We start from the raw sequence: 17,667 nt of genomic DNA on the forward strand, positions 1-17,667 counted from the left end.
CCATAGGCCACCAGGGGAGCGATCGCCCCTCCTGTGAGCGCTAGCAGGGTTAGGGGCCAGGCCGCACTTCCCGTCCCTAGGGGTAGAGCACAAACGCCCAACAACAGCAGCAGGCCCGGCAGAAGATCCCAAACGGAGCGCAGGGCTGCTTGATGGAGGGCACCTTTGCCGGTGGCTTTGAGGTAGGGATAGTAGGCGATCGCCACCTGTTGCCCCCAGCGCCCCCACCCCGCCGCCGCCGTCAGGGCCAAGAGCTGCCCCTGGGGTAGACTGGCCAGGGCCGTGGTCTTGAGCAGCAAGATGGCGATCGCCACCATCACCGCAAAGGCTCCCGAAGCACTATCGGCCATCACGGACAAACGGCGATCGGGAGCAACGGCTAAGCCATCAGCAGTGTCCATAGCTCCATCCAGATGTAGCCCGCCGGTAATCCACAGCCAGACACAGACCACCAGACTACTGCGGAGCAAATCCGGCAGCCAGACTGCCAGCAGGCTATCCCCTAGACCTAGCCCCACCCCCAGCAGAACACCCACCACCGGGGCCCAACAGGACACCCGGTCAAACGCCAGGGTTGTGCCCGGGGTGAGAGGTAGCTGGGTATAAAACAGCAGAGCGGCCAGCAGTTGCCGGGGAAACGAGGCGATCGCCGCTGCGATCGCCTTCCATGCCCCCCCGTTGAGAGGATCAAACGCCATATATCGTGTTTTTCGCGGATCGGGATGAGGGCTAGCCGTAATACAGAGTAGACAACCATCATACCCAGTTCTTCTAATCATGACGGTCTGTCGCCGTTTTAGGGCACAGAGGTTGGGGTTGTCTCGACGGTTGACGTCAGCTGAACGGTTGACTTCAGCCAAACAGCGGAGGGCTAATCGTTCCGATGGACTTAATAATGGAAAGGATAGACGTAATCATGGCCTATCAGGCTTACCATTCCATCTAGGTACAGGGATGGGTAATAGCACCTAAATTTTGACTGAAACCCGTTGCCCAGAAAAGAATTCAGTGGCTTTTGACCATGCCAGAGCGTGAATGGTGAGATAAGATCGAGGCATCCAACGTCCAAGCGATCGCATCCATGAATGCGGAGCTGTCCCTGCCCAAGCCTGTCCACACCTTAAAAGGTGTGACGCGATCGCATCCTGGGAGTTCCAACACTAGTCGTCCGTTCATAACGATTGATAGTCTACCTATTGTGATGGCAGTTCTGAGCAATGCCTAGGCACAACCTCAGAAACCACAACGGGGCGATTTACCATTCCAAGGTTCTCCTGTCATAGCCCCTAGTTTCCTGGACTTTGTCATCAGTACCCCCTGATTTCGCCCTGCTGCTCCTGCCCTGCTACGCCTCATTTACATCAAGGCTTCCTCCTATGACGCACGATTCCCATTCCTCCAGCCATACCAAGTTGCCAGCCCCTTGTATTGTTGACACGGGCATCATTGTGAACAAGCGAGACATGCTTCGCCTCCTTGCCGATCTCGGTCGGGTTCACTATGTCTATCAACAGGGTGGCGACGTCATTAGCGAAGGAGAAGGGTATGTGGTCGATGTGTTCTCAGACATGGGGCAATCGACATTAGTGGCTAACCACACTCTATACTTGAACGTTCAAAGTTTTGACTATCTTGAGCTGCAGCGATCGCCTCAAAACAGCGCTGTGTTCAACCTGATTCAAGATGACTGGCATTTGCGCCTCTTGCCGTTGTCGAATCCACTTCAAGAGCAAACCACCCGCAACCTCAATGCCGCCGCGTTAGAGGCCGTAGTGGCTGAAGTTCTCTCCGCAGGGTGGGACATGCGCATGGACGATGAGGACAACTTTTCCCTTTAAACCTTCTCTCTCTAGCAAGCATTGCCCATCACTGCCGAGCTTGAGATATCTAAATCTCGCTGGACGCCAGCACCTAGGGGAGCGATCGCTCCTGCGAATTGCCAGGACATCGTGAACCAGGCATACTGATAACACTATTAAGCGCGGCAAGGATTGCAGAGCCACCGTGGGATTTTCGTTTGAATGTCAAGGACAATGCAGCACCACCCATGCTCGGGCAGGCGTGTTTCATACGCCCCATGGTGCCGTTGAAACCCCACGGTTTATGCCTGTGGGCACATTAGCCAATGTCAAAACCGTGACGCCAGCCCAGCTCAAGGCGACCGGAGCCCAGATGGTGCTGGCCAATACCTACCATCTGCATCTCCAGCCCGGCGAGGAGATTGTGGAAGAAGCCGGCGGGCTGCACCAGTTTATGCAGTGGCATGGGCCCATGCTGACCGACTCGGGTGGCTTTCAGGTTTTCAGCCTCAGCGACATGCGGGTGATTGAGGAAGAAGGGGTGACCTTCCGATCGCCTCGGGATGGACGAATGATTCACCTCACCCCGGAGCGCTCGATCCAGATCCAGAATGCGTTGGGGGCAGATGTGATCATGGCCTTTGATGAATGCCCGCCCTACCCTGCCACCTACGAAGCCGTGGCCGCCGCCACCGAGCGCACCTACCGCTGGCTGAAGCGCTGCATCACCGCTCACCAACGCCCCGACCAAGCGTTGTTCGGCATTGTCCAAGGCGGCGTTCACCTTGATTTACGCCAGCAGGCCGCGCGCAATTTAGTGGAGCTCGATCTGCCCGGCTATGCTATCGGCGGCGTCAGCGTAGGCGAACCAGCAGAATTTATCGAGCCGATTGTCAAGGCAACCGCGCCTCTGCTGCCCTTGAACAAGCCACGCTACCTGATGGGTGTGGGCAGCTACCGAGAAATGGCCCAGGCGATCGCTGCTGGCGTAGACTTGTTTGACTGCGTGATTCCCACCCGATTAGGTCGCCATGGTAATGCCTTAGTCAAGGGCGATCGCTGGAATTTGAAAAACGCTAGATTTCGCCGCGACTATGAACCCGTTGATGCTGAATGCCCCTGCTATACCTGCCAGACGTTCACCCGCGCCTACATCTGCCATCTGCTGCGATCGCAGGAAGCCCTAGCCTATACGCTCATCTCTATCCACAACATCACAGAGCTGATACGCTTTACCCAGCGCATCCGCGAGTCTATCCTCAGCGATCGCTTCACCACAGACTTTGCCCATTGGCTACAGCCCAAGGGCGATCGCTGACCATCCACGAAAGCGGTCTAGGTGTTGAAGCGCCATAGCTCTAGGCCCCGAGTGCCATCATTAGCCACGAAGTAGAGGACATCATCAATCCCAATCAAGCTGCTAGGATTTGAACCCTGATCGCCGCCAATGTCGTCTACTTGGGTTGTACCGCCCGCCGTACCGTCTGAGCGCCACAGTTCTCGGCCATCACCCCGGCCATCATCCGCCGCAAAATAGAGGCGATCGTTGACCACAGCAAACTGAGCAGGACTCGATCCTTCATCGAAATTGGTGTTGATATCAGCGACCAGCCTTGTGCCAGCTGTCGTGCCATCCGAGCGCCAGAGTTCTCGACCATCACGCCCATCATCCGCCGCAAAGTACAGACGGTTGTCAAACTCAATTAAATCTGTTGGATTGGAGCCCACCTGTCCTGGATTGAGATCAACCGCTAACACAGGCCGGTTGCTATTGCTAACGCTATCAAGCCGCCAGAGTTCTCGACCATCCCGCCCGTTATCCGCCGCAAAGTAAAGGCGATCGCCCACCACCGTTAGCTCACTAGGGGATGACGATAGGTCTCCAGGATTTAAATCCGCTACCTGGACGGTTCCAGCAATCGTTCCATTGCTGCGCCATAGTTCAACACCATCCCGCCCATTACTGGCAGAAAAATAAAGCGCGTTGTCAAACTCCACCAGCCAATTGGGGCTCGAACTTCCTGTACCTCGATTAATATCTGCAACTTGACTGACCTGATTGTTTTCAGTCACGCGCCACAGTTCTCGCCCTGTACGGCCATCATCGGCAGCAAAATACAGAGTATCACCTACCACTGCAAAACTAGAGGGGCTAGAACTGTCCTGTCCTCGGTTAATATCTGCAACCAGTTGAGTGCCATTGCGAGTGCCATCTGTCCGCCAAAGCTCAATCCCCTCACCGGTACCATCATCGGCAGAGAAATAGATGAAATTATTGAATACCGTGAGATTGGTAGGATTCGATGACTCCGCCCCTCGATTAATATCTACGACCAGTTGGGTACCCGCGTTGGTGCCATCCGATCGCCACAACTCGCGACCATTACGGCCATCATCGGCAGAAAAATAGAGATCATCATTCAGAACCACGAAGTCTGTACGAAGGGCAAGAGCAGACAGTTCCCCCGGATTAATATCCCGCACCAACACTGAGTTTTGTCCCCCAATGCCGCCACCGCCACCATTGGGCGGTGGTTCTGGATCATCAATGGTTCTGGGCGCACGGGCCGATGCCATTCTTAAGGTGTAGGACGTCGGCCGACGACCCCGCGTAAACACTCGCATGTAATAGACACCGGGCGGCAAAGGCGGCCGTCGAGGTGATTGATCGTCATTAGCCCCTAGGCGGATTAGTTCCACCTGTGTGCCTTTACGAATCGATCGCGCCACTACTTGGCGATTGCGATTAAATAGAACAAGATCTACGTTGGCTTGCAGGTTATAAAGATCCGCATAAAAGAAACTGCGGTTGCGATTGGTGCGGAACTTAAACCAGTCACTGCGGCTGCTTGGCCCGAGGTTATTCTCAAACTCCCTCAAAACATTGCTGATGTTAACCAGCGGGGCCGATTCAAAGGTATTTCCTGGGTTAGTGCTCATAGAGCGTCCTTGCGTGGCAGGTCTATAAAAATAGGGTAGCTTTGAGGCTGAAACCCAGAGCTACCCACGTTAGTTGATATCAACAATCGAGATGCCCCGATGCTAACGCAGCGGCATACCCTGTTGGCGAAGAACTTCCTGGACGTCTTGTCCTGGAGAATAGCGATAGCCAAAGTTGGATAGATCTGAGTCATCCAAAATTTGCGGCGTTACTAAAACCACCACCTCTTGGCGAGAGTTTTCACGATTGGTGCTTCTAAACAGCGCACCCAAGATGGGAATATCTCCCAAAATTGGTACCTTGCTCACCTCAACGCGATCGCTATCTTGAATAATCCCAGCCAGGATCAACGTTTGCCCATCCCGCATCCGAATCCGTTCAGTACGTACGGTGCGTTCTTGCAAGAGAACAATATCCCCATCCCGCTCAGTGCTGAACACTTGGGAAATTGAAGACACAGTTGGCTCCACAGACATCGTCACAAAGCCATTATCATCAATCCGTTCAACAATAATGTCGAGAATGAGACCTGCATCGTTAATGATGGGCTCAGAGGATGTGACGGCACCAGTCTCATCCGTAGAGATTCGGGAACCGCCATACACTTGGGACGTTAATTGAACCGTAGCACGTGATCCCTCTTGGACGGTAAGCGTCGGATCGGTCAGGATTTTTGCGTTGCCGCTAATCACCTGAGCCTGCAAGTCAAACAGGAAATCCCGGGTGTATTGATAGAGCTGAGGAAGGGCAACCTCAAAGGTGCCGCCATCCCTCGGATCAAAATCCGTGATACCGGGCTGCAGCGGGTTAGAGTTGGTGCCAAAGTTGGGGCGCGGCAAGCCTCCTTCAGGGAAAGACGACGGATCAATGGGTAGGAACCGGCGCTCAGTGACAAACTGCCCTGGGTTATTGGGATCAGGCACTGTCACCTCAAATTCACCGAAGAATTGGTCTGGGCTGCCTGTACTTTGGTTGGCCCCAAAGGGTGCATTAGACTGAGCATCTAGGAAAGGCTCAACAGTCACACCATCTGGATACAGACCACCGGTAATCGGACGGTTAAGGCGACTGTTGTTGAGATCGCTAATGCTAGGTGGACGGGCTTCTCCATAGCGAGCCCCCAGGGATCCACCATCACTCACAAAGAAGCCGTCACCAATACCGAAGGAGAAACTGGTGGAAAAGTCTTCTGTCGCTAGCAGGTTAACGTCCACTACCTTCACATTGATAGCCACTTGACGGCGTCGGAGATCGAGCTGAGCTAGTAGATCCGTAGCTGTCTGCACCCGGCGGGGAGATCCTACTAGGGTGATGGCATTGAGTCGGTTATCAGTAGTCACCGATAAACCTTGCAGCAACAAGGGACTTTCCCCAGGCTGGACTTCCACGGCCACAATCTGAGGTGGCTCTAGAATCTCAACGGTTCGGGCAGCAGCTCCTTCTCCAATGGTTTCAATTCGCACGGCTTGGAAGGCTTGACGCGACTCTGCCCCTTGGGTTGCTAAGAAGTTAGCAGCTTCAGCAGCCGTCACCTGGTTGAGGCGCAGGGTGCGAGCAATGATATTACGAGCGTCATCGGGCAAGCGCGGCCCCACAAAAATGGTTCGCCCTTCACGGTTGGCTTCTAGACCACTAATGCGCAATACATAGTTAAAGACGTCCTGAACCGGCTCGTTCTCAATATCGAGGGAAATACGTACTTCCTCAGCATCTTCATCTCCAGATGCTTGACCGTCGTCGGCGTTTATGCCTGGAATCTCACCAATATAGGCAATGTTCAGGTTGGCAGCACGAGCTAGCAGAGATAGGACATCACGCACCGGTGCATCTCGCAAAACCAAGCGAGGCACGCGTTCAGTCGTTGCTAGGTCAATGCGATCGCGTGATGTATCGAGGGTTGAAACAGCGATATCGCCCAAGGGTGGTGCAACCGCCCTTGATTGGAGCGGTGGCGTAAAGCCTTGAGCTGGGTTGAGAACCGGTACCCCGTCAATAAACAGCTCCGGATTAGGCACCAAGACAGGGCTAGGCGAAGGCATCTGGGCAATTGAGGGAGGTGGCGCAGGGGCAACTTGGGGTGGTGGCGCAGGAGCCGGTGCAGGAGCCGGTGCCGGCGCTTGAGCTGTTGCTCCAGCATTAGCAAAGTCAAACACAATGCTGTTGTCAGCTTGACGGACTTGCCCAGAGGGAGCGCTATCGGAGGCGGAGGTGATCGACAGACGAATGCTGTTTTCGTCCACTTGAGTGACGCTGACGGAGGCAATGCCAGGGGCCGGATTATTTTGCAAATAACCGTTGCCCTCGGGAAGCTGAAGCTGCGTGTTGATGATGTCCGACACCAGCGTATTCCCCTGAGCGATGGTAAACACCTGGGGGCGATCGCCCTCCTGGGTTTGTAACACCACTTCAACACCATTGGATGCCTCAGTCACCTGTACCCCGGTTACACGGGTTGGCTGGGCAGAAGCCGGCTGAGCCGTCATCGCCACCATCATGCCACTGGCCACCACACTACTCAATCCTAAAAGACGTTTCACTGTCCCCTCCTCCTTCAAAATCTCTTGGATGAACTAACCCGTAACATCAACACTGAGCGCTAAATCTAGTTCATATGAGCGAATTAACCGAATCCAGTTGATACACTTCTCGTTGACTGGTAGGGGGCGAACCCTCTCATGCCAACCCATCTTGCTGGACAGCCCTGAAGCACCATTAACTGCCTGCCTCGGCATTCCCTGCGCCTTCTGTGGCTTCTGTGCCTTCCGCTCCTTCCGCTCCTTCCGCTCCTTCCGCTCCTTCCGCTCCTTCCGCTCCTTCCGCTCCTTCCAGCGGAGGAGGATTGGCAGCTTCAAAGGATCCCTCTGGAGCCGGCAGCAACACATGGACTTGGAAGCTCGTGTCGATCAACACATAGTCACTTCTAGCAATCACTTGTCCCTGCTGATTGACCAGCGACTCTTGGGCGGCTGTGTTCAATTCTGAATTAAACTCTCGCAGCACCATGAGTGGTTGCAATCGCTCAATACTACGAATAATTGATTGAGTTTGGGTAAAGTCACCCCGCATCGACACATCAAATACCCGACGCTCCAGGCGATTATTCACAGCCGGACCATAGCTGCTGTCGGTAATCACCCCTGACAAGTCATCATTCAGCTCAAACGTGACAAGGTTTGCCTGCCGCACTTCATCCTCAATACCCGCATTAGCTGAGCGAATGCGTTCGTTGAGGTCAAAGAGTAGCGTATCCAAGCTAGCCTCGCTAGCAAATAAGCCCAGCACATCCGTCCGCAGATTTTCTGCCTCAACCAGTCGGGCTTGGGCTTCTTCAATTTGTCGCTCTAGCTCACCCGTATCCACGAGCAAACTTTGCTTTTGATCCACCTCACTTTGCAGAGCGCTATTGGTCTCCAAAACAGGTGAAACTAAATTTTGGAAGACCCAAAGAGCAGCAGCAGCGCCTAACACAATCAGCAGCAGCCCGCTCACCAAGGGAGTCAGTTCAATTCCAAAGACCTTCGGATAGGGAGATGTCTCTTCCATATCCGGTGCATTAGACATAAAATCACCGGCTGTCATGGCTGCAACACTCCTCGATTACGCAGGGTTTCAATACGGGATGTTAGACCGTAGGATAGGGTGCCTTCTAGTTCATCAAAGAGTTCCGAGGCAGTCATATCCGTGAGACGAGCTTCGATGGTATAGCTCACTTGCTGGCGCAGAGACACCTCTACAGAAACATCGTCATTCTCCGGCTCAAGCTGTCGTGGGTCGTCTACGAGCTCAGCTACAACCAAACGAGTTTCGTCGCTGTTCAAAAAGGGCGATCGCTGCAGCAGGAGCAAAAAGTCGTTGACGGCCGTAAACGTCGTTGCATAGCCTCGAATCTGAATCTTGGTTTCAGGGGGCGGCGGCGGCGGCGGTACTGTCCCATCAGCATTCGCGACAGGCGTCGAGCCACGGGGGGCAGCCTCTTCTTCAACTTGAGCAATTTGGATAACCTGCACAATATCTGGCGGTGTGTTGGCAGGCATATTGGGAATGCGATCGCGCACATCCTGCAAGATGGCAGACCAAGGTTTGATGCGATCAAACACCGTTGCTAGAGCCTGCACCTCTTCTTCAATGAGCTTGACCTGACTATCAACGTCAGCAAACTCACCCCGAAGGCTTTCAATTTGCGCAATCTGGTTATCCAGCGCTTGATTTTCCTGCTGCAAAATTCCGGTACGATACTGCGAAAACAACCAAAGACCCACCATGGCTGCCGGCAACCCGATACCAATAATTAAACCGGCATACAGCATAATCGGGCTTTGGGGCGCAGCCGCCTTAGAGGCGGCCGGTTCTGCGCTAATTCGCTCTTCGCGATCGCTTAAAAAATTAATGTCTAGACTATACATCTACCATGCCTCCCGCAACGCCAGCCCCAAGACAACACCCAGACCAGCCGGATGTTGAATATCTATTACTTCATTCTCCACAATCTCCAAGGAAATAGCGGCAACTGGATCAACCTGACTTGCAGGAAGACTGAGCCGCTGGGAGAAGAACTCATCTAGTTGACCAATGGCCCCGCCAGGCCCCGCCAGCAAAAGCTGCGCCACCTCCATGTTGTCACCCTGGTTGAGGTAGAAATCAATGGACCGCCTCAGCTCATCGGCCAATTCGCCTAGAACCCTCAACATAGCGGCAGAACCAGGATTGGTACCTCCCATCTGGGGTACACCCACACTATCCATCGGCGTAACTGGAATAGTCATGCCTTGCAGCAAATCGGTATTGCGCGAGGGCGGTAGATTCATGGCTCGGCTGAGGGCGCTCTGAATCTGGTAGGTGCCAATCGGCACGGTTCGTGAAAACTGGGGCACCCCATCCACCGTGATGGAAATTTCAGTGCTGTCAAATTCAATATCAACAATGGCGGCAGCTTCTTGAGGCGTAAACTGTCGGAGCTGCTCGCGAATGGTGCGAATCAGAGAAAAGCTGCTAATTTCTAGCACGTTGATGGCAATGCCCGCCTGCTGGAATGTATCGAGGTAGGTATCCGTCACGTCTTTGCGAGTGGCCACCAGTAACACCTGAACCTTATCGATGCCATCTTCATCGACGAAAAAGCCGAGCTTTTGGTAATCAACGTCGGCTTCTTCTCGGGGGAACGGGAGGTATAGCCCAGCTTCTTGATTCAGCACCATCTCCCGCAGTTCATTGTCATCTAGCTCCGCCGGGACTGGAATAATCCGGGTGACAGTATCTCGCCCTCCAGGAATAGCCGTTGCTGCACTTTTTACCTTGATGCCGTTGGTTTCAAGGACTTGCTGCACAATTTCTGCCATGGCAGGCGAATCAATAATCTGCCCTTCCTGAAAAATTCCCTCTGGCACTTCAGCAGTAGCCAGTTTCGCCAATTGAAACCCCTGACCCTTTTTCTTTAACTGAGCCACGTTCACTCGTTCAGGGGTCAGCTCGATACCGATCCCTTTCGTCTTCTTTGATAGCAAATCCTGAAGAATTCTAACCACGATACTATCCGCTCATTCACTAAAGATAAACGCTGGCCAAGGGGGCGACGCCGACGAAAGAACACCTATCTATCGAGCTAATGCGATCGCATCCTACTCGATTTCCTAAAGAACTGCCACCTTAAAATAAAAGCATAGATTTTTCGAAACTGCAGGACTAAACTTAGTCCCAACCTGTCTCTCCCATGCCTGAATTCTCAACGACTAGTCTCCCCAAGAGATGAAGGCTAAATACATGTTCACACCGCTATGGACTTGCCTCAAAATACGACCATCTATGGGTATATTCTGAAGCAAGAGACTTGTAACCATTGAGTCACGATAGCAAGGATTAAACTCACCCATTTCGATCGATTTAGACCCTTCTATTGAGACCATCACCAGACGGCGGATTGAGAAGAGAAATCGTGGCTTTGTAGAACCCCTAAAACGAAGCTAACCCCGCAGTGACACAAGGCATCGCGATCGCTTTCGGGGTGAGCCATGATCTATTCAGAGCTCTAACAAGAGAACAAAACCGTTGAACGCCTCGCTCAAGTGCGATGGTTATACCTAGCCTGCCCTCCATAGCTCCTCCTCATATCTAAGAGATATCTAAGAGTGCTTGGCAGCTATCCCGCTCCAGCAACCAAGAGTAGCGCACCAACCCTTTAGGCTGGGTTGACGATTAACCGATCGCATCGATGAGTTACCAGCGATACTACACACAAAATCGGAAATTGCGCAGGGTTTGGCGAAAACTTAGCAATGTTGTCCCTGATCCAGCAGGCAAGGGCTCAGCGATCGCTCTTTTCAGGCAACATTCATCCTCATACAGCCCATGGGTAGGCGCGAGGGACTTCACCATCGACGCCAGCTCTTGTAGCTCTTATACCGATCATGAGCTAGGGCAACCCTGGGTTAACAAGAACGATCAACCGATGGCTAGGTTATGTCAATGCTGGCTCGGATGACATGGGGGCGATCGCCATCCCTAGACTAACAGCGACTCCGAACACCTTATATCCTTGCTCCCTGCGGTGATGCTCCACTAACTTGCTGCTTCTTTCGACCACGACAGGCGGTATTCCGGACGTTCTGCAGCCCTTGTGATCCGTCATCATCCCCTAGGTCTGCCCTAGGAGCGATCGCATCCCAACCCGTATTCACCCCGACCTACCCATGAAAGTTTGCTGTTCTGAGGGGAAACGGTCGTAAAGAGTTAACAAGATCATGGATATAGATGACGCACGCATACTGCGGGTCAATCACCTCCTCGCTATCTAGCGATCGCTAGAAAAGTACATCCCTCAAGCCTCGACATCCAGGCCGGATCCCAACCAGGATTCGAGTACGGATTTCAGTCTTGAACCAGCATGTCTAATTCTGTCCATGAATCCATTCGTGTATCAATCCAGAGCGGGACAGGATTTCTAGGATTGGGCAGGATTGCACCTAGCTCCTCCACCGCGCTGTTATTGTCAACCAGCTATAAATCTGAGAGCCGACTATGGTATCTGGGTCCCATCAACCACCGTTTTCTCATCACGCCACACAGCCTGAATCAATTCCTTCCCCCGCTGTCATCCATCTTCCCTATGAATCAGACGAGATGGACTTGCAGAACGTCAAAGAAGTTATCTACCGACGACGGTGGATGCTGGCAGGGGTGGCGATCGCTACAACGGTGTGTTTTTGGGGTTGGACGCTGACCCGCACACCCATTTATCGTGGAGAATTTCAGGTGTTGGTGGAGGCGATCGCTGAAGTAGATCCCTCTGAAGAGTTGCTGCGCGAGGGCAGTCAGTTTCGCACCACCTTTGACTACGATACCCAAACAGAGGTGTTGCGCAGTCCAGCCTTGCTACGCCCCATTCTCGAAACGCTGCAAGAAACCTACCCCGATTTCAGCTACTCAGAATTAGCTGGCAACCTCAGCATCACGCGCCTGCGAGAGACAAAGGTGCTCTCGGTGAGCTACCGTAACCCTGATCCAGAACGCATTCAAACCGTCCTGGATGCCGTCGCTGAGGAATATCTCAAATATAGCTTTGAGCAACGGCAAACCAGTCTGCAGCAGGGTGTGCAGTTTGTTGAAGGTCAACTGCCAGAATTGCGCGATCGCGTGAATTCGCTACAGCAGCGTCTAGAGCGGTTTCGCCAAGAATATAGCCTGATCGACCCAGAATCGCGGGGCACCGAACTGTCCCGCCTGATCACCTCCATTGAAGAACAGCAGCAAAGCACCCGCACCCAGCTTTCAGAAGCAGAGTCTCTTTACCTGGCCATTCAAAGCCAGCTCGGCTACAGTCCCGACCAAGCTTTAGCAGCTTCGGCCCTGAGTGAATCGACCCGCTACCAGGCTATTTTGAACGAGGTACAGGAAGTTGAGGCACAGATTGCCACGGAATCTGCCCGATTCTTGCCTGATACCCCTAATGTGCAGGTGCTGGAGGATCGGCGAGATAGTTTATTGCCGCTGTTGGAACAGGAGGCCGATCGCATCCTTGGGCAGCGGTTATCGAATCAAATGGATGGCAACCTCACGTCCATTTCCATCGACCTCAGCCGCCAGTTGATCAACACAGCCAACGAAGTTCAGGTTCTACAAACTCGCCAGCGGGCCTTAGCAGACGTCGAACAGCAAATTAAGCAAGAGTTTGACCTTGTCCCCGCCCTAGCCCGGCAGTATACCGACCTGCAGCGGGAGTTAAGCATTGCCACTGATAGCCTGAATCGATTTTTGACCACTCGGGAATCCCTGGAACTGCAGGCTGCTCAGCAGTCAGTTCCCTGGCAGCTCATTTCCGAACCCACAACGATGAATTCTCCCATTGCCCCCAATGTTCCCCGTAGTTTGATGCTAGGGGCGATCGCTGGAGCTTTGTTAGGGGCAGGGGCAGCCTTTGTCACCGACAAACTGGATACAGTTTTTCATACCCCCGACGACTTGAAAGCCTTTGCCCGATTGCCAATGCTAGGTGTGGTGCCGTTTATTCGCCAGCCCAACCAAATGCTCGTCCAGGGCGCAGATACAGCAGCAGGAAACCGCAAGGCATCCTCCTACCACTACCAATCCTCTCCCTTTCTGGAAGCCTTTCGATCGCTCTATACCAATATCCGCTTCCTGGGAGCCGATCGCCCCATTCGTTCCGTTGTGATTAGTTCTGCCGTCCCGGCGGAGGGTAAATCGACCATTGCGCTGAACTTGGCACGAGCCACCGCCATTATGGGACAGCGGGTATTGCTAGTGGATGCAGATTTGCGGTTACCCCAAGTACACGAACGGCTAAAAATTCCTAACCTTAAGGGATTGAGCAATGTGATGACGGGTGATTGCTCCCTCGAAGACGCTATGCAGCGATCGCCCATTGATGAAAACTTAACGGTGATCACGGCAGGGATGATTCCCCCCGACCCAATTCAGCTCCTGTCATCCCAAAAGATGCAGCAGTTTAACCAAACGGTGACCCAAGACTTTGACATTGTCATTTACGACATGCCACCCCTGCTGGGATTTGCCGACAGCAGCCTGCTAGCCGCCCAAACCGATGGCATGATTGTCGTCGTCGGTTTGGGTACCACCAGCCGTACCGATCTGAAGCAAGCCCTCGATACCCTAGATGTTTCACCGGTATCCTTGTTGGGCGTGGTAGCCAATGGCATCAAATCTCACACCACCCGATCCTATGGCTACAACCGCTACCACCAGTACTACAAAGCCTATGCAGATGGAGCCGCCGCGCCGGAACCTGCAGCCGAGTCTTGGGTGGATGGTCTGCGCCAACGTTTGACCTCAGCATTTCCGGCAGCCAAGGATCTAGAAGATGAGGTTGATGGGGTAAACGAGGTAGACCATTCCGTAGACGACGCTGAGGAGGTAGGGGCAGGCGCGATCGCTGACCTACCAGGTGAGGGGGGACTCGATCAGTCCTTAACAAGCCTAGAAATGGAGGATCCACCGAATGGGCATCAGCCTATCCCTTCGATCTTTGAGCAGGATCAAGAACACTCCTATCAGTTCACAGGACAATTCACAACCGATGAGCTGAGCTACACCGATCTGTATACCCAAAGTCATAACCAGGCATCCCTAAATGGGCTAGCCAACACCGACCTGAGCACCTGGGATCATCCTGCAGATCTGCCAGATTTATCCCCCGTAGAACCTCAAGAGAAGCCATCCTGGGACGACTTAGAACCCGAAACCATGCAAGATCTAGCCCGTGACCTAGATGAGCTAGACGAGCTGGACGAGCTCCAAAGCGTACCGGAACCCTTTGCAGATCTGTTAAACCACGAAGAAGCATGGAATCCTGCCGATGTAGATCTCAACGGCGATCTCGAACTGGAAGCCCTAGCTGCGGATAGGGGTGAAAATGCCATGCTAGACAAGTTGATGGGATTTGAGTCCGACGATCAACCGAGCGAACTCGCCATGGACGACGCACCTCCCTCCCCAGAGGAACAAAGTTTTTTGCTCAAGCGCCTCTCCGGCATGAACCTGCTCTCACGATGGCAGGATCACCCTCAGCCTCCAGCCGAGGCCGATGATGTAACGCCATCGCTAGATGAGTCTAAGAATCAGGTTCCTAGCTCCGAAGCGATCGCTGCCACAGAATCGCTCCGACAGGTCTCGAATCCAGAGGCTCCTCCATCTGACAACCACGATGAGGGCTGGCACGATCGCAACGACGACTGGCAAGATCACGACATCACCGACCTAGATTGGCAGACGCCCGTCGATACAGCCGATGATGCTCCTTCCCTAGAGGTATCCCAAACCGTTGGCACCCATAACACCATCCCGACCGAGTCCCCAGGTCTAACCCATCAGACAGATCCAGAGAGCGATCGCTCTGAAGCCGTAGCATGGCTCGAACGGCCGGCGGCAGTCGATGCTGAATCAGCTCAAGTACAGTCCACGCTGCAGGCTGCGGAAACGCCCGTAGGGTCGGAGGATAGTTCAACATCCCTGGCCCTAGACACAGAGGTCGATGTTCAAACGGTAGCCCAACCGTTTCAAGGCACCGACTGGCAGTCGTCCATCAACCAAGACTCCCCGAATGGACAACAGGCCACCCAGTCAAGCATCACCGATACCCATCTCCAAGACGAAGCGAGCGACCCTGAAAGTGATCCTGAGAATGATTCTGAAACAGGTTCCCCTTTCCTGACGGCTATCTTTATTGCCCAAGAAGCGATCGCTGCGGGACAAACCGCCCAAAGCAGTGAAGACTGGCTGCACTTAGCCCAGCAATGGCAACAGGCCTCAGACCTCATGGGAGAGGTGACCTCCGGTGACGACCAGTATGAGATGGCCCAGCAATGTCAGCATCTTTACCAGCGGAATAGCGACTATGCTCGCAATCGGGCTATTCACTAATCCTGCACATCACTGCCCAAATTCAATCCTGGCCTGATCAACAATATCGGCCGTCACAATATCGGTCTCCGCTTCACGAGCGATCGCCTCAATACGCTGCCTGGCCTGCGATCGCACAAAGAAGGGAATGTTTTTAAACTTTGCGGTGGCATCAGAAGTCCATTGCAAACCACCCGCCCAATCTGTCTCCGACATCAATTCGTCCATCCTCAACAACAAGCTACCTCTTGGTGATGGATCCGCAAGTCCCTATGGTAGGGTCTGGCAATAGATCCTTGCGGGCAGCGATCGCACCCCACTGTTGTTGGAAGCATGGAGGCAACTGCGCCAACCCTGATTCTCATCCTACAGCGATCGGGGAATCGAGAGGAGGATCGGATCAAAAGCAGAGAAGTGAAAGCGACAGATCTAGGGGCGATCGCCCAACAATCCTGAACAAAAAAAGGGCTCCCTAGGGAGCCCTTCACAGTTGAGAAAAATCGTGAACCTAGTCTAGGTCGCTCATCGACAACACAGGCTCAGTTTCGCGGTTAATCCCTTTCTCAAAGCCAGCTTCAGCAGCCCGAGCGCGCCCGGCATGCCAGAGGTGACCTACAAGGAAGAAGAACCCTAGAACAAAGTGAGAGGTAGACAACCAAGCACGGGGAGATACAAAGTTCACCGAGTTGATTTCCGTTGCCACACCACCTACAGAGTTGAGAGAACCCAGCGGTGCATGGGTCATATACTCAGCCGCGCGGCGCGCTTGCCAAGGCTGAATGTCGTTCTTGATCTTGTCAAGGTCTAGACCGTTGGGGCCACGGAGCGGCTCCAGCCAAGGACCTTGGAAATCCCAGAAACGCATCGTCTCACCACCGAAGATGATTTCACCGGTTGGAGAGCGCATCAGGTACTTACCTAGACCGGTAGGTCCTTGAGCAGAACCGACGTTGGCACCCAAGCGTTGGTCACGCACCAAGAAGGTGAGCGCTTGCGCCTGAGATGCTTCGGGGCCAGTAGGACCGAAGAACTCACTGGGGTAAGCAGTGTTGTTGTACCAGACCATGATCGAGGCGATGAATCCCATCAGGGACAGCGCACCCAAGCTGTAAGACAGATAGGCTTCACCGGACCACACAAATGCACGGCGAGCCCAAGCGAAAGGCTTGGTCAAAATGTGCCAGACGCCACCCGCAATACAAATAATGCCGACCCAGATGTGACCACCGATGATGTCTTCCATGTTGTTGACGCTGACGATCCAGCCTTCGCCACCAAAGGGAGACTTCAACAAATAGCCAAAGATAACAGCGGGGTTCAATGTGGGGTTAGTAATCACACGTACGTCACCACCACCGGGTGCCCACGTATCGTACACGCCACCAAAGAACATAGCTTTCAAGACGAGCAAGAAAGCACCACAACCCAACAGGATCAAGTGGATCCCAATGATGGTGGTCATCTTGTTCTTGTCTTTCCAGTCATAGCCAAAGAAAGAAGAGTACTCCTCTAGCACTTCCGGACCGCGCACGGCGTGGTAGATGCCGCCTAGACCAAGAACTGCAGAAGAAATCAAGTGAAGTACGCCCACCACAAAGTAGGGGAAGGTATCGGTAACTTCACCGCCAGGCCCAACACCCCAACCAAGGGTCGCCAAGTGAGAGAGCAAGATGATGCCTTGCTCATACATAGGCTTTTCAGGGACGAAGTGAGCCACCTCAAACAAGGTCATGGCTCCGGCCCAGAACACAATCAAACCAGCGTGGGCAACGTGAGCACCCAGCAGCTTACCGGACAAGTTGATCAGGCGGGCGTTTCCAGACCACCAGGCAAACCCTGATGATTCTAGGTCACGGTTTCCAGCCGATACATAAGAACTATTAAAGGGCGTTTCCACGGGGTAATACCTCCTCAGGGAACACAAATTTCTCGTGGGGCTGATCCTGAGGTGCCATCCATGCTCGGATGCCCTCGTTCAGCAGAATGTTCTTCGTGTAGAACGTTTCAAATTCTGGGTCTTCCGCCGCACGAATCTCCTGCGACGTGAAGTCATAGGCCCGT

General features: G+C 53.5%; 15 protein-coding genes. 4 read left to right on the forward strand and 11 right to left on the reverse strand.

Annotated elements, in window-relative coordinates:
* On the reverse strand, positions 1-698 hold a 698-nt coding region (gene cobS / locus V6D20_07580), incomplete at its 3' end, for an adenosylcobinamide-GDP ribazoletransferase (GenBank protein HEY9815644.1).
* A gap of 307 nt (positions 699-1,005) precedes the next feature.
* Complete coding sequence (locus V6D20_07585) at positions 1,006-1,176, reverse strand: hypothetical protein (GenBank protein ID HEY9815645.1); 171 nt, start codon at positions 1,174-1,176, stop codon at positions 1,006-1,008.
* Positions 1,177-1,376: 200 nt separating this feature from the next.
* On the opposite strand from V6D20_07585, the gene V6D20_07590 reads away from it, so the two are divergent.
* Positions 1,377-1,838, forward strand: coding sequence for a hypothetical protein (locus V6D20_07590; GenBank protein HEY9815646.1), 462 nt, complete (start codon positions 1,377-1,379; stop codon positions 1,836-1,838).
* Positions 1,839-2,004: 166 nt separating this feature from the next.
* The gene (gene tgt / locus V6D20_07595; protein ID HEY9815647.1) at positions 2,005-3,117 is read left to right on the forward strand and encodes a tRNA guanosine(34) transglycosylase Tgt; all 1,113 of its coding nucleotides are present in this window, start codon (positions 2,005-2,007) and stop codon (positions 3,115-3,117) included.
* A 17-nt stretch (positions 3,118-3,134) separates the two neighbouring features.
* Here the strand turns inward: tgt and V6D20_07600 are convergent, their stop codons facing one another.
* The 6 genes from V6D20_07600 to V6D20_07625 all read right to left on the reverse strand — a co-directional run bounded on the left by V6D20_07600 (position 3,135) and on the right by V6D20_07625 (position 11,109).
* On the reverse strand, positions 3,135-4,739 hold the full coding sequence (locus tag V6D20_07600) for an ELWxxDGT repeat protein (GenBank protein HEY9815648.1): 1,605 nt from the start codon (positions 4,737-4,739) through the stop codon (positions 3,135-3,137).
* A 102-nt stretch (positions 4,740-4,841) separates the two neighbouring features.
* Positions 4,842-7,277: an AMIN domain-containing protein gene (locus V6D20_07605; GenBank protein ID HEY9815649.1), complete on the reverse strand. Its 2,436-nt coding sequence runs from the start codon at positions 7,275-7,277 to the stop codon at positions 4,842-4,844.
* Between the two features lie 175 nt (positions 7,278-7,452).
* Positions 7,453-8,319 carry a hypothetical protein gene (locus V6D20_07610; GenBank protein HEY9815650.1) on the reverse strand — a complete coding sequence of 289 codons (867 nt, stop codon included), beginning with the start codon at positions 8,317-8,319 and terminating at the stop codon, positions 7,453-7,455.
* On the reverse strand, positions 8,316-9,143 hold the full coding sequence (locus V6D20_07615; protein ID HEY9815651.1) for a PilN domain-containing protein: 828 nt from the start codon (positions 9,141-9,143) through the stop codon (positions 8,316-8,318). The genes V6D20_07610 and V6D20_07615 overlap by 4 nt, the downstream gene beginning before the upstream one ends.
* Complete coding sequence (pilM, locus tag V6D20_07620; GenBank protein HEY9815652.1) at positions 9,144-10,262, reverse strand: type IV pilus assembly protein PilM; 1,119 nt, start codon at positions 10,260-10,262, stop codon at positions 9,144-9,146. It lies immediately after the preceding gene.
* Positions 10,263-10,962: 700 nt separating this feature from the next.
* Positions 10,963-11,109 carry a hypothetical protein gene (locus tag V6D20_07625; GenBank protein ID HEY9815653.1) on the reverse strand — a complete coding sequence of 49 codons (147 nt, stop codon included), beginning with the start codon at positions 11,107-11,109 and terminating at the stop codon, positions 10,963-10,965.
* Positions 11,110-11,751: 642 nt separating this feature from the next.
* Here V6D20_07625 and V6D20_07630 point away from each other — a divergent pair.
* Positions 11,752-15,627: a polysaccharide biosynthesis tyrosine autokinase gene (locus V6D20_07630; protein ID HEY9815654.1), complete on the forward strand. Its 3,876-nt coding sequence runs from the start codon at positions 11,752-11,754 to the stop codon at positions 15,625-15,627.
* A gap of 9 nt (positions 15,628-15,636) precedes the next feature.
* On the opposite strand, the gene V6D20_07635 is transcribed toward V6D20_07630, so the two are convergent.
* Entirely contained in the window at positions 15,637-15,822 is a 186-nt protein-coding gene (locus V6D20_07635; protein HEY9815655.1) for a PCP reductase family protein, read from the reverse strand.
* Between the two features lie 117 nt (positions 15,823-15,939).
* On the opposite strand from V6D20_07635, the gene V6D20_07640 reads away from it, so the two are divergent.
* A complete protein-coding gene (locus tag V6D20_07640) occupies positions 15,940-16,062 on the forward strand; it encodes a hypothetical protein (GenBank protein ID HEY9815656.1) in 123 nt (40 codons plus the stop codon).
* 52 nt (positions 16,063-16,114) lie between these two features.
* Here V6D20_07640 and psbC read toward each other — a convergent pair whose 3' ends face one another.
* Positions 16,115-17,503 (reverse strand): photosystem II reaction center protein CP43, encoded by a 1,389-nt coding sequence (gene psbC / locus V6D20_07645; protein HEY9815657.1) that lies wholly within the window; start codon positions 17,501-17,503, stop codon positions 16,115-16,117.
* Positions 17,487-17,667 (reverse strand): hypothetical protein (locus tag V6D20_07650; GenBank protein ID HEY9815658.1); only part of this gene is annotated, 181 nt, incomplete at its 5' end. The genes psbC and V6D20_07650, both read right to left, overlap by 17 nt.

Source organism: Candidatus Obscuribacterales bacterium (genome assembly GCA_036703605.1).
In the GTDB taxonomy this organism is placed as follows: domain Bacteria; phylum Cyanobacteriota; class Cyanobacteriia; order RECH01; family RECH01; genus RECH01.